This is a genomic window from Amycolatopsis cynarae, assembly GCF_026802195.1.
GTDB lineage: Bacteria > Actinomycetota > Actinomycetes > Mycobacteriales > Pseudonocardiaceae > Amycolatopsis_E > Amycolatopsis_E rhizosphaerae.
Genome location: NZ_CP113836.1, coordinates 4,650,375 through 4,673,743, shown reverse-complemented (window position 1 = coordinate 4,673,743; position 23,369 = coordinate 4,650,375). Strand labels below are relative to the sequence as shown.

Sequence of the window (23,369 nt, the reverse complement as noted above, 5' to 3'; positions counted from 1 at the left end):
TTCGCCGGGGAGTTGTCATGTTCGTAGGAGCGCTCGAGTTCGACCTGCTGCTGGGCGATGTCCGGTCGCTGAAGCAGAAGCGGTCCGTGGTGCGGCCGGTGCTCGCCGAGCTGCGCAAGCGGTTCGACGTGGCCGTCGCCGAGGCCGGGCACCTGGACCTGCATCGCCGCGCCCTGATCGGGGTGGCGGCGGTGGCCGCGGACAGCGAGCACGTCCGTGACGTGCTCGACGAGTGTGAGCGGTTCATGGTGGGGCGGCCGGAGCTGGAGCTGCTGTCCGCGCACCGCAGGCTGCTCGGACCGCACGACTGAAAGAAAGTAGGGGATGTGCGATGGCCGACCCGGCTCGCGCACGCAAACTGTCGAAGCGGATCTCGCAGATCGTGGCCTCGGCCATCGAGCACGACATCAAGGATCCGCGGCTGAACTACGTGACCATCACCGACACCAAGGTCACCGCCGACCTGCACGACGCCACCGTGTACTACACGGTGCTGGGCGAGAACCTCGAATCCGCCCCGGATTTCGCGGGTGCGGCGGCAGCGCTGGCCTCGGCTCGCGGCGTGCTGCGCACCAAGGTCGGGCAGGGCACCGGGGTGCGGTTCACCCCGACCCTGACCTTCGTCGCGGACACGGTGCCCGATGTGGCACGGCACATCGAGGATCTGCTCGCGAAGGCCCGCGAGGCCGATGCGGAGGTGGCCCGCCGGGCCACCAGCGCCCAGCACGCGGGCGACGCCGATCCTTACCGCGCTCCGCGGGAAGAGACCGAGGACGAAGAGGACGAGTGAGCACCGGGCCCCGGCGAGACTGCCGGGGCCCGATGTTTTCCGCCCTCGCCGCTGCCCGGCTCAGGGCTTCACGGCCACCATCAGGTCACGGTGGATCGCCTGGTCCACGCGATGCGCGAACTCGCCGAACGGCCCGCCCTCCCGGACCCGCAGGCCCGCCGCGGTGAGGAGGTGCGCGAGCTCTTCCCGCTTGGCGACATGCGTGTTCCACGAGATGCCGAGCGCGCCGCCGGACCGCAGCGTCCGCACCCAGGCGGGCACGGCTTCGGCGAGCAGCTCCCGGGGACTGCGCGAAAGGTCTTCGGGCCGGTGGCTGCCGTGCTGCACGCCGTACGGGGCGTCGGTCACGATGACGTCGACCGACCCGGCCTTGAGCAGTTCGGCGGCGGTGACCGTGTCGCAGTTGTAGTAGACGATCCGCCGGGCCTCGCCCGCCTTGTACTGCTCCTTGGTCAGCCCGAACGTGATCTCCAGCCGCTGGCCGAGCTTGACCTTGTTGCGCCGCAGCTGCCCGGACTCGGCGGTGTGCTTGATCCGCTTTCCGCGCAGCCAGGTCTTGATGAACCTTTCGTAGGCCTCGAAGTCCCGCCCGTCGAGCTCGAACCCGGTCGCGTCGAGCCCGTAGATCATCGCCTGGTTGAGCGTGGTTCCCCGGCCGCACAACGGATCCAGCACGTGCACCGGCCGTTCCAGGAAGGCCAGGGGGTCCGAGGCGGACAGCAGCGTCACGTTCAGCAGCAGCTTGGTGAACAGCTCGTTTGTCTTGCCGGGGTACTTCTGGATGGTCAGCAGGTCCGTGTCGAACTTGTCCAGCCCGGCGATGTCCACCGGACGGAGCAGGTCACCGGTCAGCTCGAACAGGGCGTAGCAGGAGGACAGGTTGGACAGCAGCGCGACGTCCTGTTCGGACAGACGCTCCGCGGTCGAGAAGGTCACGTAGCCGACGCCGCCGATGCGGCGCTCCCCGAGGTCGGACGGCGTGGTGCTCATGGCCTCGCCGAACACCGCCAGTTCGGCGCGCAGCAGCGAGGGAGAGGCGTCGGCGTAGACCCGGTTGGCGGCCGGATAGAGGAGGATCCCGTAGTCGAACATCGCAGGAGAGCGTAACTTGCGGCCATGAGCCCTTCTTCGCCGCTCGACCTCCTGAGCGACGCCACTGACGTCACCCTGCTCGCCCACGTCCGCCCGGACGCCGACGCCCTCGGCAGCGCACTGGCCCTCGGCCGGGCGCTCAGCCTGCGCGGCGCCACCGTGCGAGTGTCGTTCGCGATCCCGGACCGGACGCCGGAAAGCCTGCGGGGCCTCGACGTCGGCGGGCTCGTGGTGCCCGCCGACCAGGTCCCCGCCACCACGGAGCTGCTGGTCTGCCTGGACACGCCGGTTCCGGACCGCCTCGGTTCCCTCGCCGACCGCGTCGAGGCCACGAGGGCCGCCGGCGGTGCGGTGCTCGTGGTGGACCACCACGCCTCCAACACCCGCTACGGCACGCACCACATCGTCGACGTCGCCGCCGAGGCCACCGCCGTGCTCGTCCTCCAGCTCATCGACGGCCTCGGCGTCCCGCTGGACGAGCCCATGGCCAGGGCGCTCTACGCCGGTCTCGTCACCGATACCGGGGGATTCCGCCGGGCCCGCCCGTCCACGCACCGCATGGCGGCACGGCTGCTCGAAGCGGGCGTCGATCCCGATCGCATCGCCCGTGAAGTGATCGACGACCATCCGTTCGCCTGGCTGCCGATGCTGTCGAAGGTGCTCGCCACCGCACGCCTGGAACCGGGGGCCGCGCAGGGCTTCGGGCTCGTACACGCGGTGGTGACCAGGGAAGCGGCCGCCGGGGTGCGGCTGGAGGAGGTCGAGGGCGTGATCGATGTGGTGCGCTCGACCAGCGAGGCCGAGGTCGCCGCGGTGCTCAAGGAACAGGAGCCAGGGGAGTGGACGGTGTCGCTGCGGGCCGTGGGCAAGATCGACGTGTCCGTCGCGGCGCGCAGCCTCGGCGGGGGCGGGCACCGGCTGGCCGCCGGCTGCACGGGCCACGGGACGGCCGAGGAGGTCCTCGACGCGGTGCGGGCCGCACTCGCCTCGGCGCCGTTGTTGTGAGTTTTTGGTCGGTCCCTCCCGCTAACCTGCGGAGGTGCTGACCACCGTCGAACGCGTGCCCGCCCGGCGCGTGCTGGGGCTGGCCCTGCCCGCCCTGGGCGTGCTCGCCGCCGAACCGCTGTACGTGCTCGTGGACACCGCCGTCGTCGGGCACCTCGGCGCGTTGCCGCTGGCCGGGCTCGCGCTCGGCGGGGTCGTGCTGTCCCAGATCTCGACCCAGCTGACCTTCCTGTCCTACGGCACCACGGCCCGCACCGCCCGCCTGCACGGCGCGGGCCGCCGCGCCGAGGCGGTGGCCGAGGGGGTGCAGGCGACCTGGCTGGCGCTGGCGGTCGGGCTCGTACTGGTGGTCGCGGGCCAGTTGCTGGCCTGGCCGATCGCGCGGGGACTCTCCGGCAGCGACGAGATCGCCGCACAGGCCGTGTCCTGGCTGCGGATCGCGCTGTTCGGCGCGCCGCTGATCCTGGTCACCATGGCGGGCAACGGCTGGCTGCGCGGGGTGCAGGACGGGGTGCGGCCGCTGCGGTTCGTGTTGCTGGGCAACGGGATTTCCGCGGTGCTGTGCCCGGCGCTGGTGTACTGGGCGGGCTGGGGGCTGGAAGGCTCGGCGGTGGCGAACCTGGTGGCGCAGGTCGTGTCGGCGAGCCTGTTCCTGCGGGCACTGGTCGCCGAGCGGGTGTCGCTGCGGCCGCGTCCGGCGGTGATGCGCGCGCAACTCGGCCTCGGCCGGGACCTGGTGCTGCGCAGCCTCGCCTTCCAGGCGTGCTTCCTCTCCGCCGCCGCGGTCGCGGCCCGCACCTCGACCGCGGCCGTCGGGGCGCACCAGATCGTGCTGCAGCTGTGGATGTTCCTCGCGCTGGTGCTGGACTCGCTGGCCATCGCCGCGCAGTCCCTCGTCGGCGCCGCGCTCGGCTCCGGCTCGGGGCGGCAGGCGCGGGGGGTGGCCGCGCAGGTGACCGGTTACGGGCTGGTCTTCGGGTGCCTGCTGGGGGTGGTGTTCGCGGCGATGTCGGCGGTGCTGCCCGGCGCGTTCACCTCCGACGCGGGAGTGCTCGCCGAGATCCCGCACGCCTGGTGGTTCTTCGTCGCTCTGCAGCCGGTGGCCGGGGTGGTGTTCGCGCTCGACGGCGTCCTCCTCGGCGCCGGGGACGCGGCCTTCCTCCGCACCGCGACCCTGCTGTCCGCCGGAATCGGCTTTCTGCCGGTGATCTGGCTGTCGCTGGGCCTGGGCTGGGGCCTGGCCGGGATCTGGACCGGCCTGTCGCTGTTCATGGTGCTGCGGCTGATCGCCGTGGTCCTCCGCTGGCGCTCCGGCCACTGGGCCGTCCCCGGCGCCGTCCGCTAGAGCCCGTTCCACGGGGGCTGCGCGTCGCCGTGAGGGGTCCCCTCACGGCAGTTGTTCGATGGGGGAACGGCCCTTCCCGGGCTGGGGGTGTGCCCTCAAGGTGGCCTTGAGGGCGTTGATGACCCTGAAGGCGACCTTCAGGGCATCCCGCCCCGGCTCCAGCGTGGGACACACGCACCCGAGCGTGGGACTCACCCGGCGGACCCGAGCCGACCGGACTTTGCCGGACCCTGGTCGAAAACGGCTGTGAGGGATCCCCTCACGGCCCGTTCCCGGCCACAGATTGTGGAACCGTGATTTCGGCAACAGCGGTCTTTGCGGCGGTAAGGATTTCGGTTGCCGAGCGGATACAAACGTCGGGGCTGCCGTGTCCAGGGCCCGTGTCCGTACCGCGTCCGCATCCCGAAGGAGGCCTCCCTTCGTGCCGCCCGAGCACGCACCCGTGATCGGCAAGGCCAGCCGCCGGTCGTGGCTCGTCTGGTCCACCGCAGTCTTCGTCTACCTCCTCTCCGTCTTCCACCGCACCTCCTTCGGGGTGGCGGGCCTGGAAGCCGCCGGCCGCTTCCACGTCGGCGCGGCCGCGCTGGGCACCTTCACCGTCCTGCAGGTCGGCGTGTACGCCGCGATGCAGATCCCCACCGGCGTCCTCGTCGACCGCTACGGCCCGCGCCGCGTCCTGATCGCCGCGCTGCTGTTCCTCGGCCTCGGCCAGACCCTGCTGGCGCTGGCGCATTCCTACGGCCCCGGCCTGCTCGCCCGCGGCGTGCTCGGCTTCGGCGACGCGATGACCTTCGTCAGCGTCCTGCGCCTGGTCGCCGCCCACTTCCCGGCCCGCCAGTACGCCGTCGTCGCGTCGCTGACCGGGGCCGTCGGCTTCGTCGGCAACCTCGCCGCGACCATCCCGCTCACGCTGCTGCTCGCCGGGCCGGGCTGGACTCCGACCTTCCTCGCCGCGGGCCTGCTCACCGCGGTCTACTCGGTCGTGGTCGCGCTGCGCGTGCGGGACACGCCCACCGGCGCCGCCGAACCGGTGCGGGTGGACCGGCGGGCGCTGCTGGGCCAGATCGCCTCCGCCTGGCGCGTGCCCGGCACGCGGCTCGGCTTCTGGGTGCATTTCACCACCGCGTTCGGGCCCAACGTGCTCACGCTGCTGTGGGGGGTGCCGTACCTGGTGCAGGGCGAAGGGCTGCCCAAGGCCACGGCGAGCGCCCTGCTCACGGTGTTCGTCTTCGGGGCGATGTTCGGCGGTCCCCTGCTCGGCGGGGCCATCGGCCGCCGTCCAGGGCTGCGGATGCCGCTGGCGGGCGGCTACCTCGGCGGGGCCGCACTGGTGTGGGCGGTGCTGCTGGGCTGGCCGGGCACGGTGCCGGTCGCGGTGCTGGTGCCCGCGTTCGCCTTCCTGTCCCTGGGCGGACCGGCGTCGATGATCGGGTTCGCGCTGGCCAGGGACTACAACCCGCTGCGGCGGGTGGGCACCGCCACCGGTGTGGTCAACGTGGGTGGGTTCCTCGCCACCACGGTCGCCGCGCTGGCCGTCGGGGTGCTGCTGCAGGCGACCGGCGGCGACTTCCGCCTCGCACTGCTGGCCGTGGTCGCAGTGCTGGCGCTGGGCACCGGCCAGGTGCTGCGGTGGTGGCGGCGGGCCCGCCTGGCGCTGTTCGAGGCGCAGGCCCGCGGCGAGCAGGTCCCGGTGCGGATCCGGCGCCGCCGGTGGGACGCGGCGGTGCCCGAGCCCGCCCCGGCGCCCCAGGCCGCCTGAGCCACCTGCGCGGCACCCGCCGCACCGGCACGCCTTAAGGTTGCGTCTCGTGCAGAAAACGCCTCCACCGCCCGGACTTCTCGTCGTCGACAAGCCGCCGGGGATGACCTCGCACGACGTGGTCGCGCGGGTCCGCCGCATCATGGGGACGCGCAAGGTCGGGCACGCCGGCACGCTCGACCCGATGGCCACCGGTGTGCTCGTCCTCGGCATCGAGCGGGCCACCAAGCTGCTCGGCCACCTGGCGCTGGACCGCAAGACGTACCTGGCCACGTTCTCCCTCGGCGCTTCGACCACCACCGACGACGTCGAGGGCGAGCCGTTGTCCACCGCCGGGCCCGAGGCGCTCGCCGCGGTCACCGACGAGCGGATCGCCGCCGGGATCGCCGCGCTGACCGGTGAGATCGAGCAGGTGCCGAGCGCGGTGAGCGCGGTGAAGGTGGCGGGCAAGCGCGCCTACGCCAGGGTCCGTGCGGGCGAAGAAGTCGCGCTGCCGCCGCGCAGGGTCACCGTCTACCGCTTCGACCTGCTGGCCACGCGGCGCGAAGCGGACCGGATCGAGCTCGACGCGGTGGTGGAGTGCTCTTCGGGCACCTACGTCCGCGCGCTCGCCCGCGATCTCGGCAAGGCGCTCGGCGTCGGCGGGCACCTCGCCGCATTGCGCCGCACCACCGTGGGCCCGTTCACCCTCGCCACCGCGCGCACCCTCGAGCAGCTTGAGGCGGACCCTGTGCTCTCGCACGACTTGTCCTCCGCGGTGGCCACCGCCTTCCCGCGCTACGACGTGGACGCCCGCACCGCGAAGGCCGTCCAATATGGACAGCAGGTGCGCGCTTCGGGGCTGGAGGGCACCTACGGGGTGTTCGGGCCGGACGGCCGGGCGCTCGCGCTGGCGGTGGACGCGGGTGGTGTGGCCCGCTCGATCGTCGTGCTCGACCCCGCCTGAGGTCGCAGGTGCCCGCGGCGGCACCGCCACGCGAACCACGTCCGGCGTTCTCCAAGACCGGTATCACAGTGGTTTGCGTGGCGGTGCGGGTGGCGGTGCCAGTTGACGGCGTGGAGCAAGCGGCTCCGTCGCTTCGAGACCGCAACTCCGCGCTGACTCTCACCGACTTCGATACACACCCTAAGGTGGGCTCCGTGCAGAGGTGGCGTGGTCTGGAAGATCTCCCCGGCGGCTGGGGACGGTGCGTGGTCACGATCGGGGTGTTCGACGGGGTGCACCGCGGACACCAGGCCCTGATCGGCAAGACGGTGGAGATCGCCCGGTCCCGCGGGCTGCCCAGCGTGGTGCTGACCTTCGACCCGCATCCCTCCGAGGTGATCCGGCCGGGCAGCCATCCGGCGCAGCTGACGACGCTGCGCCGCAAGGCGGAGCTCGTCGAGGAACTCGGCGTCGACGTGTTCGCGGTGCTTCCGTTCACCCCGGAGCTCATGCGCGTGCCCGCGCACGAATTCGTGCACGAGATCCTGGTGGACCGGCTGCACGCGGCGGCGGTGGTGGTGGGGGAGAACTTCACCTTCGGCGCGAAGGCCGCGGGCAACGTGGCCCTGCTGAAGGAGCTCGGCCGCCGGTTCGGGTTCGTCACCTACGGGGCCGAACTGCAGGGCGCCGGGCAGGCCGTGGGCGACAAGCCGGAGATCACCTTCTCCTCGACCTACGTGCGCGCCTGCATCGACGCCGGGGACGTCGAAGCGGCCGCGGAGGCGCTCGGCAGGCCGCACCGGCTGGAAGGCATTGTTGTGCGGGGTGACGGCCGTGGCCACGATCTCGGCTACCCCACGGCGAACCTGTCCACCCCGCGGTTCGCCGCGGTGCCGGCGGACGGCGTGTACTGCTGCTGGTTCGTGCGGGCCGCCGATCCCGGACGGAGGCTGCCCGCCGCGGTCTCGGTGGGCACCAACCCGACGTTCTCCGGGCGGGAACGCACGGTCGAGGCGTTCGTGCTCGACGTCGACGAGGACTTCTACGGCCAGCACGTGGCGCTGGACTTCATCGCCCGGCTGCGCGACCAGATCCGCTTCTCCACCCCGGAAGCGCTGGTCGAGCGCATCGACGACGACGTGAAGCGCACCCGCGAGATCCTCGGCCTCACCGAGGGGTGACGACTGGCCGGAAGTGGTCGGGACCGGTTCCGCAAAACCGGCCCGCCCGGCCCGCCCGGCCTGGCAAGATGCGGGGCACCGGTGGTAGCCGGCTCCGATCGGGGAGTGAGGAGGCCTGGTGGGCGAGCCGCCCAGGACCGTTCAGCGTGGCCGATCGCGGGCGGAGGGCCCGCGCAGACTTGGGGAGCAGCCAACCGTGGATGACCACAAGATCGTCCAGCGCAACATCGCACTGCAACGGGAATGGTACGGGGAACCGCTCGGCGACCGGGTGCGCCGTCTCGTGGTGGCGTTCGACGTGTCGCAGGCTTATCTTGCGGAGGTGCTCGGGATCAGTGCTCCCATGCTGAGCCAGGTGATGAGCGGGCGGCGGGCCAAGATCGGCAACCCGGTGGTCCTCGCCCGGATGATCATGCTCGAGCGCAAGTGCCTCATCCCGGAGGTGGCGGCCGGGCACAAGGCGGCGCTGGTGGCCGCGCTCGAGGACGTCAAGGATTCGCGGCCGATGGTGGGCCGCGACAACATCCCGGTCGCCGCGGTGACCGACGACCAGCTGGTCCTGGCCGCGCTGCGCGACATCGCCGAGGACGAGGACCTCGCCGAGGCGGCCAAACGGCTCGACGAGGAGTTCCCCGCGATCGCCGACCTGCTCCGCCGCGCCGGGCTGCAGGGGTGACCATGCTGCTGTTTTCCGCTGTGCTGCTGCCGGAGGCGATCGTCGCCTCCCTGCGCTCCCATCTGGACGGCCTGCCGGACGCCGGGCCGGGGATCCGCTGGGTGGCGCCCGAACAGTGGCACATCACGCTCGGCTTCTACGGCGAGTCCGGCGATCCGGCCGAGCCCGCCTCGCGGGCGGGGTGGCTGCGCACGGCACTGGCGGGCCGGGCGGCGCCCCTGGTGCGGCTCGAAGGCGCCGGTTCCTTCTCCCACGTGCTCTACGTCGGGGTCTACAGCGAAGGCCTCGCCGAACTGGCCGCGGCGGCCGGTGCGGAGCAGGAAGAGCGGCCCTACCTGCCGCATCTGACCGTGGCGCGCACCAAGCGCATGGTGCCGCGGGAACTGGCGCACGGCTTGTCGGGCTTCGCGAGCGAGCCGTGGGAACCCGCCGAGGCGGTGCTCATGCGCAGCGACCGCACTCCCCAGGGCGCGCAGTATTCCGTAGTCGAGCGGTTTCCGCTCGTGTCCCGGCAGGCCGGGTGAGTACCTGCCTGATACCCTGGAGTACTGGGTCCGGCTGCAGTCCGTGGCGGCCGTGACCGACTCACCCGGCGCGAGAAGCGCGTCCGGGCCGCACGGCACAGACAGAGCAAGGAGAACACCCACAGTGGCGCTGTCCACCGACGAGAAGAAGTCGATCCTCTCCGAGTACGGCCTGCACGACTCGGACACCGGATCCCCCGAGGCCCAGGTCGCCCTGCTGACGAAGCGGATCGTCGGCCTCACCGAGCACCTCAAGGTGCACAAGCACGACCACCACTCGCGTCGCGGGCTGCTGCTGCTGGTCGGCCGTCGTCGCCGGCTGCTCAACTACGTGATGAAGGTGGACATCGAACGGTATCGGTCGCTGATCCAGCGACTCGGCCTCCGCCGATGACATCGCCCGAGGGGGAGTGACCACCCGGTCGCTCCCCCTCGGTCCATAAGAAGAAGCAAGCAACAAAGAGGCAGGCGACCGAGCGCGAGGACTTCTTCGCCGGTCCTCGGTAGTGGCGTCCGGGAGTGGTCCCGGGGGCTTCGATCGAAGACCGGCCTCGTTCCTCGCGCGATGCCCCGCACGGGCGGGGCGCAGATGTCGCCATACGAACGAGGAGAGTTCAACAGATGACCGACGCAGGCGGATTCACGGTGCACGAAACCGAAGCCGTCATCGACAACGGCAAGTTCGGCACCCGCACGATCCGCTTCGAGACGGGCAGGCTGGCCCGGCAGGCCGCCGGGGCCGTCGTGGCCTACCTGGACGAAGAGACCATGCTGCTGTCGGCGACCACCGCCTCCAAGCAGCCGAAGGAGCACTTCGACTTCTTCCCGCTGACGGTGGACGTCGAGGAGCGGATGTACGCCGCGGGCCGGATCCCGGGTGCGTTCTTCCGCCGCGAGGGCCGTCCCTCCACCGACGCGATCCTGACCTGCCGCCTGATCGACCGGCCGCTGCGGCCGTCGTTCGCCGACGGGCTGCGCAACGAGATCCAGATCGTGGTCACGGTGCAGAGCCTGCACCCGGACGACCCGTACGACGTGCTGGCGATCAACGCGGCTTCGGCCTCCACCCAGATCGGCGGCCTGCCGTTCTCCGGCCCGATCGGCGGCGTGCGCGTCGCGCTGATCGAGGGCCAGTGGGTGGCGTTCCCGACCTGGGCTCAGCTGGAGAAGGCCACCTTCAACATGGTGGTCGCCGGCCGCGTGGTCGGTGAGGGCGAGTCCGACGTCGCGATCATGATGGTCGAGGCGGAGGGCACCGAGCACACCCTGGACCTGATCGCCGGCGGCGCGAAGGCGCCCGACGAGCAGACCGTGGCCGAGGGCCTGGACGCGGCCAAGCCGTTCATCCGGGTGCTGTGCGAGGCGCAGCAGCGCCTCGCCGAGGTGGCCGCCAAGCCGACCGGCGAGTTCCCGCTGTTCCCGGCCTACGAGCCCGACGCCTTCGACGCGGTCGCCGCGATCGCGACCGACGACCTGGCCCGTGCGCTCACCATCGCGGGCAAGCAGGAGCGCGAAAACACCATCGACGAGGTCAAGGCCGCCGTGGTGGCCAAGGTCGGCCTCGGCGAGGGCGAGGCCTTCGAAAACCGGGACAAGGAGATCGGTGCCGCGTTCCGCGCGCTGACCAAGAAGCTGATCCGCCAGCGCATCCTGCGCGACAAGGTCCGCATCGACGGCCGTGGCCTGACCGACATCCGGCAGCTGTCCGCCGAGGTGAGCGTGGTGCCCCGGGCGCACGGTTCGGCGCTGTTCGAGCGCGGCGAGACCCAGATCCTGGGTGTCACCACGCTGAACATGCTGCGCATGGAGCAGCAGATCGACTCGCTGTCCCCGGAGACCACCAAGCGCTACCTGCACCACTACAACTTCCCGCCGTTCTCCACCGGCGAGACCGGCCGTGTCGGTTCGCCGAAGCGGCGGGAGATCGGGCACGGCATGCTCGCCGAGCGCGCGCTGGTGCCGGTGCTGCCCAAGCGGGACGAGTTCCCCTACGCGATCCGCCAGGTGTCGGAGGCGCTGGGCTCCAACGGCTCCACCTCGATGGGGTCGGTGTGCGCCTCGACCATGGCGCTGTACAACGCCGGTGTGCCGCTGAAGGCGCCGGTGGCGGGCATCGCGATGGGCCTGGTGTCCGACCAGGTCGACGGCAAGACCGAGTACGTCGCGCTGACCGACATCCTCGGTGCCGAGGACGCCTTCGGCGACATGGACTTCAAGGTCGCGGGCACCAAGGACTTCATCACCGCGCTGCAGCTGGACACCAAGCTCGACGGCATCCCGAGCGAGGTGCTGGCGGCCGCGCTGAAGCAGGCCAAGGACGCCCGCCTGACCATCCTCGAGGTGATCGCCGAGGCCATCGACGGCCCCGACGAGATGAGCCCGTACGCGCCGCGCGTGACCAGCGTGAAGATCCCGGTCGACAAGATCGGCGAGGTCATCGGGCCGAAGGGCAAGATGATCAACTCGATCACCGAGGAGACCGGCGCCGACATCTCCATCGAGGACGACGGCACGATCTACGTGGGCGCGGCCGACGGCCCGTCGGCGGAGGCGGCGATCAGCAAGATCAACGCCATCGCCAACCCGCAGCTGCCGAAGGTGGGCGAGCGGTTCCTCGGTACCGTGGTGAAGACGGCCGCGTTCGGCGCGTTCGTCTCGCTGCTGCCGGGCAAGGACGGCCTGATCCACATCTCGAAGCTGGGTAACGGCAAGCGCATCGGCAAGGTCGAGGACGTGGTCAACGTGGGCGACAAGCTCCGCGTCGAGATCGCCGACATCGACAACCGCGGCAAGATCAGCCTGGTCCTGGTCAAGGACGAGGAAGAGACCGCCGAGAAGGGCGAGACCGCCGAGAAGCAGGGCGAGGCCGGGGCGGAGAAGTCCGACACCGCTCAGTGATCCGGTAGTCCCGACGGCCCGTCCGAGCTTCGCCTCGGACGGGCCGTTCGCGGCTGCCGGCCATCCGATCCACGACATTCGCTAAAGGAACACATGGCGCGACAGATACCGGGGTACGAGCAGCCGGTGGGCAGCACGCGCACCCTGGACACCTCCGTCCGGCGGACGGTCCTGCCGGGCGGCCTCCGCGTGATCACCGAACAGGTGCCGGGAGTGCGCTCCGCCACGGTCGGCCTCTGGGTGGGCATCGGCTCCCGCGACGAGCCGGAGAGCGTGGCCGGGGCCGCGCACTACCTGGAACACCTGCTGTTCAAGGGCACCACGCACCGCAGCGCGACGCAGATCGCCGAGGAGATCGACGCGGTCGGCGGCGAGCTCAACGCGTTCACCGCCAAGGAACACACCTGCTACTACGCCCAGGTCCTCGACGAGGACCTGCCGCTGGCCATGGACCTGGTCACCGACGTGGTGTTCGAGGCACTGTGCACGGATTCCGATGTGGACACCGAGCGCAGCGTGGTCCTCGACGAGATCGCGATGCGCGACGAGGACCCGGAAGACCTGCTGCACGAGACCTTCGTCAGCACCGTGCTCGCGGGCCATCCCCTGGCGAAACCGGTGCTGGGCACCGAAGAGTCGATCACCGGGATGTTGCCCGCCGCGCTGCGGGGCTTCTACCGCCGCCGCTACCGCCTGCCGCGAATGGTCCTCGCGGTGGCGGGCAACATCGAGCACGCCCAGGTGCTCCGCCTGGTGCGCAAGGCTTTGCGGGACCGGCTGTCCGGTTCGGACACCCCGGTGGCGCCGCGGCGCGGCCGGGCGAGGATCACCGCCGAACGCAGGCTCGTGCTGCACACCGACGACACCGAGCAGGCGCACGTGATGCTCGGGATGCGCGCACCGTCCCGGCACGACGAGCGGCGTTACGCGCTCAACGTGCTCAACGCCGCGCTGGGCGGCGGGATGAGTTCCCGGCTGTTCCAGGAGATCCGCGAGCGGCGCGGCCTGGCCTACCAGGTCTACTCGTCGGTGTCCGGTTACGCCGATACCGGGCATCTGTCGGTGTACGCGGGCTGCCAGCCGGACAAGCTCGGCGAGGTGGCGAACGTGCTCCGCGATCTGCTCGGGCAGGTCGGCAAGGATGGGTTCACCGACGCCGAAGTGGCGCGCGCCAAGGGGCAGCTCCGGGGCGGGCTGGTGCTCGGCCTGGAGGACACGGCCTCCCGCATGTCGCGGATCGGCAAGCAGGAGCTCAACTTCGGGCTGTACGAAAGCGTCGACGAGACGGTCGCGCGGATCGAAGCGGTTACCACGGAACAGGTGTATGACCTGGCTCGCACCCTCTTCCGCGCCCCGGGTGGGGTGTCCGCGGGCGCGGTGGTCGGGCCGTACGCTCATGACGACGACCTGCCTGCCGATCTGCACGAGGTGATCGCTTCATGACCCGCGGCGAAAACGACCCGATCAGGGTGGGGGTGCTCGGCGCCCACGGGCAGATGGGCACCCAGGTGGTGAAGGCCGTGACGGCCGCGCCGGACATGACCCTCGCCGCCGCGATCGGCTCGGGCGGCGCGCTGTCCGAGCTCACCGACGCCGGCGCCGAGGTGGTCGTCGACTTCACGCGGCCGAACGTGGTGATGGACAACCTGCGTTTCGCCACCGAGCACGGCATCCACGCCGTGGTGGGCACGACGGGCTTCACCGGGGAGCGGCTGGACACGCTGCGCGAGTGGCTGCGGCCCCAGCCGGGGCTCGGCGTGCTGATCGCCCCGAACTTCGCGCTCGGCGCGGTGCTCGCGATGCGTTTCGCCGTCCAGGCGGCGCGCTACTACGAGTCCGTCGAGATCGTCGAACTGCACCACAACCGCAAGGCCGACGCCCCCTCCGGCACCGCCGCGCACACCGCGGCGCTGATCGGCCAGGCCCGGCGGGAGGCGGGGCTCAAACCGGGTGCCGACGCGACCACCAGCGAACTCGACGGGGCCCGCGGTGCGCTCGTCGAGGACGTGCGGGTGCATTCGGTGCGGCTGCCGGGGCTCGTCGCGCACGAGGAGATCCTCTTCGGCGCTCCCGGGGAGACCCTCACCGTCCGCCACGATTCCCTGGACCGTGTCTCGTTCATGCCCGGCGTGCTCGTCGGCGTGCGGGAAGTACTCCGGCGACCGGGCCTCACCGTGGGCCTGGAGAACGTGCTCGACCTGTGAAGGCCCGCAACGTCGCCCTGGTGATGACCGCGGCTCTCGTGGTCTACCTGGTGCTGCTCGCCGACCGGGCCGTCCAGCTGGTGAGGACCGGCAGCGCGGCCGGGATCGCCCTGGGCGTGGCCGTGCTGGTGCTGCCGCTGCTCGGGGTGTGGATGATCATCGCCACCTGGCGGTCCGGCCTGCGCATCCAGCACCTGTCGCGGCGGCTGGACGAGGAGGGCGGGCTGCCCGACGTCTCGGACCTGCCGCGGCGGCCCTCCGGCCGGGTGGACCGTGACGCCGCCGACGCGTGGTTCGAGCAACGCCGCGCCGAACTGGAGGAGCACCCCGGGGACTGGCGGCGGTGGTACCGGCTGGCCCATGCCTACGACCTCGCCGGTGACCGCCGTCGCGCCCGCGCCGCGATGCGCAAGGCCCTCGACCTCGAGGCCGCCGAGCACGCGAAGTAGCCCGTCTTTCCCGGCCCGCTGGGCGCACTCACCAGTGCAGCCAGGACGAGAACAGGGCCGGAAAGGACGCGAGCACGCTGTAGCGGACGAAGCGGCCGGCCAGCCCGGCGGCGATGAAGGTGACCAGCGGCATGGCCACCAGGCCCGCCAGCACCGTGGTCGCCATGAACGGCGGCACCCCCACCACCGAACTGACCCCGTAGGTCCCGGTCATCCAGTGCGGATGCCGGTGACAGCGTTCCCGCAGGGCGTCGAGCCTGACGCGCAGGCCCTTGGTGCGCTCGTGCCAGCGCTGCCGCCACCGCGTCGGCGGGCGTTGCCGGTGCAGGCGGTCGTGCAGCCAGGGCGGGAGCCGGATCGAGCCGCGCGCGGCGAGGTAGTACAGCAGTTTCCCGGCGACCTGGCCGATGGCCACCGCGGCCCCGACGAGGAACCACCGCGCCGTCGGCTCGGTGGCCATCAGGCCGACGACGAACACCTCGACACTGATCAGGGGCAGGAGCGCGGAGCCGAACGCCACCCCGAGCGTCAGGCAGAACCAGCCGAGCATCGCGCCTCCCCAAACCGTTGTGATGACGGTATCGGTTCGGGGCACTGGGGGCATTGGGGTTAGCCCTACTCTTCCGCTTCCTGCCGACCACCCACTGGTCACCTCCCGGCCACTTGCCGGTGGAAACCTGGCGCGGTGCGGCACAACGGCGACACCGGCGACACCACTGCGAACCTCTTCGCCGGCTTCTGCGCGGGAATCGTGCGCCGGCTGCCCTTCGGATTGGCCACCGTGATAGCGCCGAACTTCGTCGGGTTCGCGCTCATCAACGGCTTCACCTTCAGCGTGGACCTCGCGCTGCTGACCCTGGGCCGCGGGGTACTCGGGCTGCCCCTGCCCATCGCCGTCACCGCGGGCTACCTGGGCGGGTTCGGGCTGAGCTTCGTACTGAACCGGGTGTTCAACTTCCGGTCGCACGCGCCCGTCTCGGGGCAGGCCCTGCGGTACGCGATCGCCGTGGGCGTCAACTACCTCGCGTTCATCCTCGGTGCGTCCAGCGGGCTGGCGGCGCTCGGCCTGGAATATCACCTGTCCCGGGTGCTGGCCGGTACCGGCGAGGCGGTATTCATGTACTGCGTACTGCGCTGGTTCGTGTTCGGCGGTTCACGGACCGCGCCCACAGAGGGGACCCGCTCGACGAGGCTGGTGCGCAGGCAACCAAGATAGGGGCAGCCGCGTCTGTATCCGCGGTCCGTCTCTTGGCCGGGACCTGGGAGAAACGTTTTGAGATCTGTCATCTCGACCCTGAGATACGGGAGTGCCGCCGATCGCGCGCGCGTGAGTTTCGAGTTGCTGCTGGCCGTGGTGCTGTTCGGTGCGCTCGCCTACTACGCGCACGGCATCCGGAAGTGGCCCACCGACGTCGACGTGTACCGGCTCGGCGCGGACACCCTGCTCAAGGGGCATTCGATCTACACGCAACTGCCCGTGTCCACGATCGGCGGGCCGCTGCCCTACACGTACCCGCCGTTCTCGGCGATCGTGTTCGTTCCACTGGCGATCGTCCCGCCGCACATCGGGTACCCGCTGCTCACCGCGGTGACCTGCCTGGCGCTGTTCCCGATCCTGCTCGCCTACCGCAAGTCCTCGCCGGAGCTGCGCGGGCTGCTCGCGAAGCCGTGGATGGTGGTCGCGGGTGCCTGTGTGCTGGTCGTCGCGCACCCGGTCGCCAACACGATCTTCTGGGGCCAGATCAACGTCCTGCTGATGATGCTGGTGGCGCTGGACTGCCTCCACCCCAACCCGCGCTGGCCGCGGGGTGCGCTCATCGGCATCGCGGCGGCGATCAAGCTGACCCCGGCCGGATTCGTGCTGCTTTTCCTGCTGCGCCGCGACTTCCGCGCGGTGATCACCAGCTTCGTCAGCTTCCTGGTGATGACCGCGATCGCGTTCGTGCTCGCGCCCAGTGACTCCGTCAAGTACTGGACCGACCGCGTCTTCCACGCGACCGGCATGAACATCGGCCCGATCCACGCGAACGAGTCGGTGACGGCGAGCCTGGAGAAACTGGGCCTCGGCGGCCACACGCTGACCGTGGCGGGCGGGCTGGGGGTGCTCGCCGTGCTGGTGATGGCCTGGCTGGGCACCAAGCGCGCGCTCGACGACGGCAACCTCGCCCTCGCGCTCGGGGTGAACGCGGCCGGAGTGCTGCTCGTGTCGCCGATTTCGTGGTCGCACCACTGGATACTGGCGCTGCCCACCGCGGCCTTGATCCTGGTGATGGGGTACCAGCGGCACCGGTTCTGGCTGCTGTTCGCCGGCTGGGTGGCCGTGGTGATCCTCTGGCTCGCCCCGCATTACTGGGTGCCGCTGGAGTACGAGATCTGGAGTTTCCCGCAGAAGGTCGTGGGCAGCAGCTACCAGTTGCTCGCGGTGCTGTTCCTGGTCGTGATGACGGTGCGCTGGTTCCGCGGCAGGCGGCCCCGCTCAGGGCACGAGCCGGAGCTCGAGCCCGCCCGTGAGCCGGACTTCACGCAGCCGGCGCTCGCCGGTGTCGAGGGTGCGCACAGTGCCGTCGGGACGCCAGCCCGCATGCCGGAAGAAGCCCAGTGACGCCGAGTCGGACTCGGCCACCCAGCTGATCCCGCGCTCCGCGCCCCGCAGGCGCAGTCCCTCGGCGGCCGCCGCGAGCAGGCGGCCGCCGTGGCCGCGCCGCCCCCAGCGGGGCTCGACCAGCAGGGTGGCGATCAGGCCGGTGCGGTCGGCGTCGCCCGGCAGCGTGCCCGAGGCGCTGGCCACCTCCTCGTGCGGTGCGAGCCCGGCCACGCAGAACCCGACGGTGGTGTCGCCTTCGACGGCGACGTGCACCGTGGTGCCCGGAAACGCGATGGCCTCGGCCCAGCGCCGCTCGGCGGTGGAGTCCAGTTCGGCGAGTGCCCGTTCCCCCAGCAGGCCGGCATAGGCGGTGCGCCAGGTGAGGCGCTGGATGCGGGCGATCTCCGCGGCGTCCCCGGCCGCGGCGACGCGGACTTCGGCGGTCCTCATGTGCCGCAACCTACCGCTTTCCCGCCGTTCTGTCGGTGGGTGCTGGCAGCATGGGCGCGGTGGAAACGATCAGTGCAGGGGTGGCGCGGCGGATGGCGCTGGCCGCCCAGGGGTTCGACCGGCCCCGGCCCGCCGCCGTCACCCGGCGGCAGTTGCGTCAGGTGCTCTCCCGGGTCCGGCTGCTCCAGCTCGACTCGGTGAACGTGGCGGTCCGCGCGCACTACGCGCCGCTGTTCTCGCGGCTGGGCGCGTACGACCGGACACTGGTGGACGAGGCGGCCTGGGCGCACAGCACCCGCAGGCCGCGGCTGCTGGTGGAGACGTGGGCCCACGAAGCGAGCCTGATCCCGGTGGAGGACTGGCCGCTGCTGCGCTCCCGCGCCAAGCGGGCGGGCTGGTGGCGGCACTACGAACCCATCCTGCGGCGTTCCCCGGCGCTCGTGGAGGACATCCTCGCCGTGGTGACCGAGCTCGGCCCGGTCGGCGCGGGCCGCATCGAGCGCGAGGTGGTGGGGGAGTCGCAGCGGCGGCAGGGGCCGTGGTGGGACCGCTCCGACGTGAAGAAGATCTGCGAGTACCTGTTCGGCATCGGACAGCTGAGCACCGGGACTCGCCGCTCGTTCGAACGGCTCTACGACCTCACCGAGCGGGTCGTCCCGCCGGAGATCCTCAACCGGGAGGTCACGCCGGAGGAGGGGGCGCGGGAGCTGATCGCCCGTTCCGCCTCGGCACTGGGCGTGGCGACCGAACCGGACCTGCGCGACTACTACCGGCTCGGTCCCGAGGTGAGCCATCAGGCCGTCGCCACGCTGGTGGAAGAGGGGGTACTGGAACCGGTCCGCGTGCGGACCTGGCGGGCTCCCGCGTACCGCCACGCCGAGGCCAGGGCCCCGCGCCGGATCACCGGACGTGCCCTGCTGTGCCCGTTCGATCCCCTGATCTGGGAGCGGGCCCGCACCGAGCGGCTGTTCGACTTCCGCTACCGCATCGAGATCTACGTGCCCGAGGCGAAACGGGTCCACGGCTACTACGTGTACCCGTTCCTGCTGGACGGAGTGCTGGTGGCCCGCGTCGACCTCAAGGCCGACCGGGAGGCGGGCGTGCTGCGCGTGCCCGGGGCGTTCGCCGAACCCGGCGCGGACGTGCCGCGGGTGGCGGAGGAGCTGGCCGCGGAACTGGCGTTGATGGCGGACTGGCTCGGCTTGTCCGGGGTGGCGGTGGGCACGCGGGGAGAACTCGCCCCGGTGCTGAGCCGGGCGGTGGCCGCCGCCTGATCCGGCGGCCACCGCGGTTCGCTCACCGGACGGCGCGGGTGACGACGGCGTCGCCGGAGCCGCTGCGGGCGGTGATGTGCAGGGGCACCTCGCCACCGGGCGGTTCGGCGGTCACGTCGAGCTCGCTGTTCACCTTGCCGGAGTTGGAGGTCAGGTCGATCTCGGCGGCCACACCGGGCCGCACGCCGATCCGGATCTCCCCGGATCCGCTGATCAGGTCGATGCAGCCCTCGGCGGCGTCGGCGACCGAGAGGTCCCCGCTGCCGCTGCGGGCGAGGATCTCCCCGGAACAGGTGCCCAGCCACACGTCGCCGGTCCCGGTGCCCACGGTGGCCGAGCCGGCCAGGGAGGAAACCTCGACGTCCCCGCTGCTGGTGTGCAACTGGAGTCCCGACGGCACCGGGCCCAGCCGGATGGCGCCCGAGCCGGTGCGCACGACCGCGGCCCCCTCGGCCCGGTCGAGCCGGACCTCCCCGGTGCCGGTCATGATGTCGGCGCGCCCGCAGGCGCCGGTGACGGTCACGTTCGCGGAACCGGAGCGCACCGAGACGTGGCTGCCCGCGGCGGCGCGGAGGGTGACCGCGAGCGGGATGTTGCGCAGCGGCAAAGCCTTGGGTGCGCGCACGACGAGCCGGTTTCCGGTCAGTTCGATCCGGGTGTGGCGCAGGGCCTCGGCCGGAGTGGACCGCAGTTCGCTGCCCAGCTGGTCACCGAACCGTTCGCTGACCCAGCTCAGCAGGTTCGACACGCCCTCGCTCCAGGGCGCGGCGGAGTCGGGCTGGTGCCGGACCTCGACGAAGGTCTCGGAGGCTTCGGCCTCGTCAGCGGTCAGCTGGATCTCGACGCGGCCGTTGGTGAGGTTCACGTCCAGCTCGAGGGGTCCGTGCACGGGGAACGTCTGGGTGCGGATCGGGCTGTCCGGCTGCTCGGTCACGGGCTCGCTCACCCCCGCACCCAGCCGTGCAGGTGGGAACCGCCACCCTGCTCGCCGTGCTCACCGGGTTTGCCCTGGCCGCCGGCGCCGCCGGGGAAGTGCCCGCCGCGCAGGGCGCCCTGGACGGCCTGGGAGATGAACGTGTTCAGCGAGACGCCCTGGGCGGCGGCCGCCTGCTCCGCCTGGCCCTTGATCTGCTCGACCATGCGCAGCGTCATCCGGGCGATGCTGTCGCCACCCTCGCCCATCGGCGGCGGGGGCGGCGGGGGAGGAGGCGGCGGCGGTGTCGGTCCCCGGTCGTGCCCCGGCCCGCCGGCCCCGGTGACCACGACGCGGACATCACGGCCGTCGAGCCGGACGTCCACCACGTGCCCGGGCAGCTGCGTGGTCACTTCGGCGGCAAGGTCGGCGAGCGCGTTCATCAGGGCGAGCCGCACCGCCGGCTCCAATGCGGCGGAGAGCACGGCGGCGGTGCGCCGGGTCTGGTCGTCGCCCGCCGAGGCGGTGGCGGCGAGGTCGTCGCGCAACCGGCTGATGTAGGGGGTCAAGTCCATGACACCAATATGACGTCATGAATGGTGTCAGTCAAGCCGCCACGATGGTGCGCGGGGACGGTGACCGGTCCTGTCGGTCCCCCCGGTTACGCTGCTCCGGTCAGCAGTGAAGGAGTGGGGACGTGGCCGAGACGGTGTCACCGAAAGTCCAGTTGATCGCGAAGACGGAGTTCTTCCCGCCGGAGGGCGTGCCGTGGTCCACCGACGCCGACGGCGGGGAGGCGCTCGCCGAGTTCGCGGGCCGGGCGTGCTACCAGTCCTGGACGAAGCCGAATCCGAAGACGGCCACGAACGCCGGCTACATCGACCACATCATCGAGGTCGGGCACCTGTCGGTGCTCGAGCACGGCTCCGTCAGCTTCTACATCAGCGGCATTTCGCGCTCCCTGACGCACGAGCTGATCCGGCACCGGCACTTCTCGTACTCACAACTGTCCCAGCGGTACGTACCCGAGCGCGACGCCGCCTTCGTCGAGCCGGACGTGATCGCCGGGGATCCGGAACTGCACGAGAAGTTCCTGGCCGCCGCGCAGGCCAGCGTCGACGCCTACAACGCCCTGCTGGCCGGTCTCGAGGACAAGTTCGCCGACGCGCCGAGCGCGACCCTGCGCCGCAAGCAGGCCCGCCAGGCGGCCCGGTCCGTGCTGCCGAACGCCACCGAGACGCGCATCGTGGTCACCGGCAACTACCGGGCCTGGCGGCACTTCATCGCCATGCGGGCCACCGAGCACGCGGACGTGGAGATCCGCGCGCTGGCCGTGGAATGCCTGCGCCAGCTGCAGAAGGCCGCCGCGAACGTGTTCGCCGACTTCACGATCTCCACGCTGCCCGACGGCACGGAGGTCGCGTCGAGCCCCAAGGTGCTCGAGGGGTGAAGCGCCTCGCCATCGATGTCCGTCCCGGCGAGTACGCGGTCGCCAAGCTGGCGGGGGACGCGGTGGTCCCGCCGGATCTCCTCACCCCCGGCGGGGACGGCCTGGTGTCGGTGACGAGGACGGCGGACGAGGTGTCGGTGATCTCCCCGGTGGAGCTGGCCCTCGCCGGGGCCGAGATCGAGTCCGGCTGGCGGCTGCTGACCGTGCGCGGGCCGCTGGCCTTCACTCTCACCGGGATCATCGCGGCCCTGGCCAGTGAGCTGGCCGCGGCCGGGGTCGCGCTGTTCACACTGTCCACTTTCGACACCGATCACGTCCTGGTGAAGCAGGCCGACCTCGCCCGCGCCGTCGAGGCGCTGCGCGCCGCCGGCCACGAGGTCCACTGACCCCACTCGCCGGCGCTGGTGTCCCGCCTGGGACACCGGACGGCATAAGGAGTGGCGAGGGCGGGTAGGCAAGGCCACAACAACTCCTGTTACGGCAAGGCTGTACTTCGAAGTTCGGTGCACCTAAAATCTGATTTTGGTCAGGTGTCCGACTCGGTACGGAGGTGGTCTGGTGGCGCTGGCGGAAACCGTTCGCCCGGCCCTGGCCCGGGTACGGGCCGGATCCGTGCTGCTCGGGCCCGCGTTCGTCGCTGCGATCGCCTACGTCGACCCCGGCAACGTCGCCTCCAACGTCAGCGCCGGTGCCCGCTTCGGCTACCTGCTCGTCTGGGTCGTCCTGGTGGCCAACCTGATGGCGGGCCTCGTGCAGTACCTGTCCGCGAAACTCGGCCTGGTCACCGGGCTGTCGCTGCCGGAGGCGGTGCGCGACCGCCTGCCGCGCGGCGGCAGGCTGGCCTACTGGGCGCAGGCCGAACTGGTCGCCATCGCCACCGACCTGGCCGAGGTCGTCGGTGGGGCGATCGCGCTCAACCTGCTGTTCGGGCTGCCGCTGCTGGCCGGTGGCGTGGTCACCGGCGTGGTGTCGATGGGCCTGCTGGTCCTGCAGGACAAACGAGGGCAGCGCCCCTTCGAACGCGCCGTCACCGGGCTGCTGGCGATCATCGCGCTGGGCTTTCTGGCCAGTGCGTTCTTCGAACCGCCGTCCGCGCAGGGCGTCTTCAACGGGTTCGTGCCGCGCTTCCAGGGCCCCGGCAGCGTGCTCATCGCCGCCGCGATGCTCGGGGCGACCGTGATGCCGCACGCCGTCTACCTGCACTCCGGGCTCGCCCGGGACCGGCACGGGCACGCGCGCGGCCGCAGGCTCACCGGCCTGCTGCGCGCCACCCGGTTCGACGTCGGGCTGGCGATGCTGCTGGCGGGCGCGGTCAACCTGTCGATGCTGCTGCTCGCGGCGGTGAACCTGCAGGGACGGTCCGGGGTGGACTCGATCGCCGGAGCGCACGCGGCGGTGAGCCAGACGCTGGGCACCGGGGTGGCCCTGCTGTTCGCGGTCGGCCTGCTGGCCTCGGGACTGGCCTCGACCTCGGTCGGCGCCTACGCCGGTGCCATGATCATGCAGGGCCTGCTGCGCCGCCGCATCCCCATCCTGCTGCGGCGGCTGATCACCCTCGTCCCCGCGGTCGTGGTGCTGGCGCTGGGCGCGGACCCGTCGTGGGCGCTGGTGGTGTCACAGGTGGTGCTCTCGTTCGGCATCCCGTTCGCGCTCATCCCGCTGGTCCGGCTGACCAGCGATCCCGGGCTGATGGGGGAACAGGTCAACCACCGTGCCACCGCGCTGGTGGCCTGGCTGATCGCGGCGGTGATCGTCGTGCTGAACATCGTGTTGCTCTACCTCACGGTGGCCGGCTGAGCACCGGGGAACCGAAGGGCCGCCCCCGAGGTCGGAGAGGTCGGATTAGCATT

General features: G+C 71.5%; 24 protein-coding genes and 1 pseudogene. 20 read left to right on the top strand and 5 right to left on the bottom strand.

The window, feature by feature from the left end:
- Positions 1–17: 17 nt before the first annotated feature.
- Complete coding sequence (locus tag ORV05_RS22280) at positions 18–311, top strand: DUF503 domain-containing protein (protein ID WP_144592195.1); 294 nt, start codon at positions 18–20, stop codon at positions 309–311.
- 20 nt (positions 312–331) lie between these two features.
- Entirely contained in the window at positions 332–790 is a 459-nt protein-coding gene (rbfA, locus tag ORV05_RS22275; RefSeq protein ID WP_268753962.1) for a 30S ribosome-binding factor RbfA, read from the top strand.
- A gap of 60 nt (positions 791–850) precedes the next feature.
- Here the strand turns inward: rbfA and ORV05_RS22270 are convergent, their stop codons facing one another.
- Entirely contained in the window at positions 851–1,882 is a 1,032-nt protein-coding gene (locus ORV05_RS22270) for a TRM11 family SAM-dependent methyltransferase (protein WP_268753961.1), read from the bottom strand.
- Between the two features lie 24 nt (positions 1,883–1,906).
- On the opposite strand from ORV05_RS22270, the gene ORV05_RS22265 reads away from it, so the two are divergent.
- From ORV05_RS22265 to ORV05_RS22210, 12 genes are all read left to right on the top strand, one after another.
- Positions 1,907–2,887 carry a DHH family phosphoesterase gene (locus ORV05_RS22265; protein ID WP_268753960.1) on the top strand — a complete coding sequence of 327 codons (981 nt, stop codon included), beginning with the start codon at positions 1,907–1,909 and terminating at the stop codon, positions 2,885–2,887.
- 34 nt (positions 2,888–2,921) lie between these two features.
- Positions 2,922–4,232, top strand: a complete 1,311-nt coding sequence (locus tag ORV05_RS22260) for an MATE family efflux transporter (protein ID WP_268753959.1) — start codon at positions 2,922–2,924, stop codon at positions 4,230–4,232.
- 442 nt (positions 4,233–4,674) lie between these two features.
- Positions 4,675–5,991 carry an MFS transporter gene (locus ORV05_RS22255; protein ID WP_268759861.1) on the top strand — a complete coding sequence of 439 codons (1,317 nt, stop codon included), beginning with the start codon at positions 4,675–4,677 and terminating at the stop codon, positions 5,989–5,991.
- A 103-nt stretch (positions 5,992–6,094) separates the two neighbouring features.
- Positions 6,095–6,937, top strand: a complete 843-nt coding sequence (gene truB, locus ORV05_RS22250) for a tRNA pseudouridine(55) synthase TruB (protein WP_268759860.1) — start codon at positions 6,095–6,097, stop codon at positions 6,935–6,937.
- 194 nt (positions 6,938–7,131) lie between these two features.
- The gene (locus tag ORV05_RS22245; RefSeq protein ID WP_268753958.1) at positions 7,132–8,097 is read left to right on the top strand and encodes a bifunctional riboflavin kinase/FAD synthetase; all 966 of its coding nucleotides are present in this window, start codon (positions 7,132–7,134) and stop codon (positions 8,095–8,097) included.
- A gap of 196 nt (positions 8,098–8,293) precedes the next feature.
- Positions 8,294–8,773 carry a helix-turn-helix domain-containing protein gene (locus tag ORV05_RS22240; RefSeq protein WP_268753957.1) on the top strand — a complete coding sequence of 160 codons (480 nt, stop codon included), beginning with the start codon at positions 8,294–8,296 and terminating at the stop codon, positions 8,771–8,773.
- 2 nt (positions 8,774–8,775) lie between these two features.
- Positions 8,776–9,297 carry an RNA 2',3'-cyclic phosphodiesterase gene (thpR, locus tag ORV05_RS22235; protein ID WP_268753956.1) on the top strand — a complete coding sequence of 174 codons (522 nt, stop codon included), beginning with the start codon at positions 8,776–8,778 and terminating at the stop codon, positions 9,295–9,297.
- A 124-nt stretch (positions 9,298–9,421) separates the two neighbouring features.
- The gene (gene rpsO / locus ORV05_RS22230) at positions 9,422–9,691 is read left to right on the top strand and encodes a 30S ribosomal protein S15 (protein ID WP_144589395.1); all 270 of its coding nucleotides are present in this window, start codon (positions 9,422–9,424) and stop codon (positions 9,689–9,691) included.
- 227 nt (positions 9,692–9,918) lie between these two features.
- Entirely contained in the window at positions 9,919–12,195 is a 2,277-nt protein-coding gene (locus ORV05_RS22225) for a polyribonucleotide nucleotidyltransferase (protein ID WP_268753954.1), read from the top strand.
- A 93-nt stretch (positions 12,196–12,288) separates the two neighbouring features.
- Positions 12,289–13,638 (top strand): M16 family metallopeptidase, encoded by a 1,350-nt coding sequence (locus tag ORV05_RS22220; protein WP_268753953.1) that lies wholly within the window; start codon positions 12,289–12,291, stop codon positions 13,636–13,638.
- A complete protein-coding gene (dapB, locus tag ORV05_RS22215; protein WP_268753952.1) occupies positions 13,635–14,399 on the top strand; it encodes a 4-hydroxy-tetrahydrodipicolinate reductase in 765 nt (254 codons plus the stop codon). The genes ORV05_RS22220 and dapB overlap by 4 nt, the downstream gene beginning before the upstream one ends.
- Positions 14,396–14,848, top strand: a complete 453-nt coding sequence (locus tag ORV05_RS22210; RefSeq protein WP_268753951.1) for a hypothetical protein — start codon at positions 14,396–14,398, stop codon at positions 14,846–14,848. Before dapB ends, ORV05_RS22210 begins: the two co-directional genes overlap by 4 nt.
- A 28-nt stretch (positions 14,849–14,876) precedes the next feature.
- Here ORV05_RS22210 and ORV05_RS22205 read toward each other — a convergent pair whose 3' ends face one another.
- Positions 14,877–15,398, bottom strand: coding sequence for a YqaA family protein (locus tag ORV05_RS22205; RefSeq protein WP_268753950.1), 522 nt, complete (start codon positions 15,396–15,398; stop codon positions 14,877–14,879).
- Positions 15,399–15,533: 135 nt separating this feature from the next.
- Here ORV05_RS22205 and ORV05_RS22200 point away from each other — a divergent pair, with 135 nt between their 5' ends.
- Together ORV05_RS22200 and ORV05_RS22195 are read left to right on the top strand one after the other, a co-directional pair.
- Positions 15,534–16,064, top strand: coding sequence for a GtrA family protein (locus ORV05_RS22200; protein WP_268753949.1), 531 nt, complete (start codon positions 15,534–15,536; stop codon positions 16,062–16,064).
- A 111-nt stretch (positions 16,065–16,175) separates the two neighbouring features.
- Positions 16,176–17,000 (top strand): annotated as a pseudogene (locus ORV05_RS22195) (glycosyltransferase family 87 protein); the annotation flags it as partial.
- Between the two features lie 324 nt (positions 17,001–17,324).
- On the opposite strand, the gene ORV05_RS22190 reads toward ORV05_RS22195, so the two are convergent.
- Positions 17,325–17,882, bottom strand: a complete 558-nt coding sequence (locus ORV05_RS22190; protein ID WP_268753948.1) for a GNAT family N-acetyltransferase — start codon at positions 17,880–17,882, stop codon at positions 17,325–17,327.
- A 50-nt stretch (positions 17,883–17,932) separates the two neighbouring features.
- Between ORV05_RS22190 and ORV05_RS22185 the strand changes: the two genes are divergently transcribed.
- Positions 17,933–19,156, top strand: coding sequence for a winged helix-turn-helix domain-containing protein (locus ORV05_RS22185; protein WP_268753947.1), 1,224 nt, complete (start codon positions 17,933–17,935; stop codon positions 19,154–19,156).
- Between the two features lie 22 nt (positions 19,157–19,178).
- Here the strand turns inward: ORV05_RS22185 and ORV05_RS22180 are convergent, their stop codons facing one another.
- Positions 19,179–20,102 carry a DUF4097 family beta strand repeat-containing protein gene (locus tag ORV05_RS22180; RefSeq protein WP_268753946.1) on the bottom strand — a complete coding sequence of 308 codons (924 nt, stop codon included), beginning with the start codon at positions 20,100–20,102 and terminating at the stop codon, positions 19,179–19,181.
- Positions 20,099–20,644: a toxin-antitoxin system HicB family antitoxin gene (locus ORV05_RS22175; RefSeq protein WP_268753945.1), complete on the bottom strand. Its 546-nt coding sequence runs from the start codon at positions 20,642–20,644 to the stop codon at positions 20,099–20,101. The genes ORV05_RS22180 and ORV05_RS22175 overlap by 4 nt, the downstream gene beginning before the upstream one ends.
- A 122-nt stretch (positions 20,645–20,766) precedes the next feature.
- Between ORV05_RS22175 and thyX the strand changes: the two genes are divergently transcribed.
- From thyX to ORV05_RS22160, 3 genes are all read left to right on the top strand, one after another.
- Complete coding sequence (gene thyX / locus ORV05_RS22170; protein ID WP_268753944.1) at positions 20,767–21,519, top strand: FAD-dependent thymidylate synthase; 753 nt, start codon at positions 20,767–20,769, stop codon at positions 21,517–21,519.
- The gene (locus tag ORV05_RS22165; RefSeq protein ID WP_268753943.1) at positions 21,516–21,905 is read left to right on the top strand and encodes an ACT domain-containing protein; all 390 of its coding nucleotides are present in this window, start codon (positions 21,516–21,518) and stop codon (positions 21,903–21,905) included. Before thyX ends, ORV05_RS22165 begins: the two co-directional genes overlap by 4 nt.
- A 172-nt stretch (positions 21,906–22,077) precedes the next feature.
- Entirely contained in the window at positions 22,078–23,316 is a 1,239-nt protein-coding gene (locus tag ORV05_RS22160; RefSeq protein ID WP_268753942.1) for an Nramp family divalent metal transporter, read from the top strand.
- Positions 23,317–23,369 lie beyond the last annotated feature (53 nt).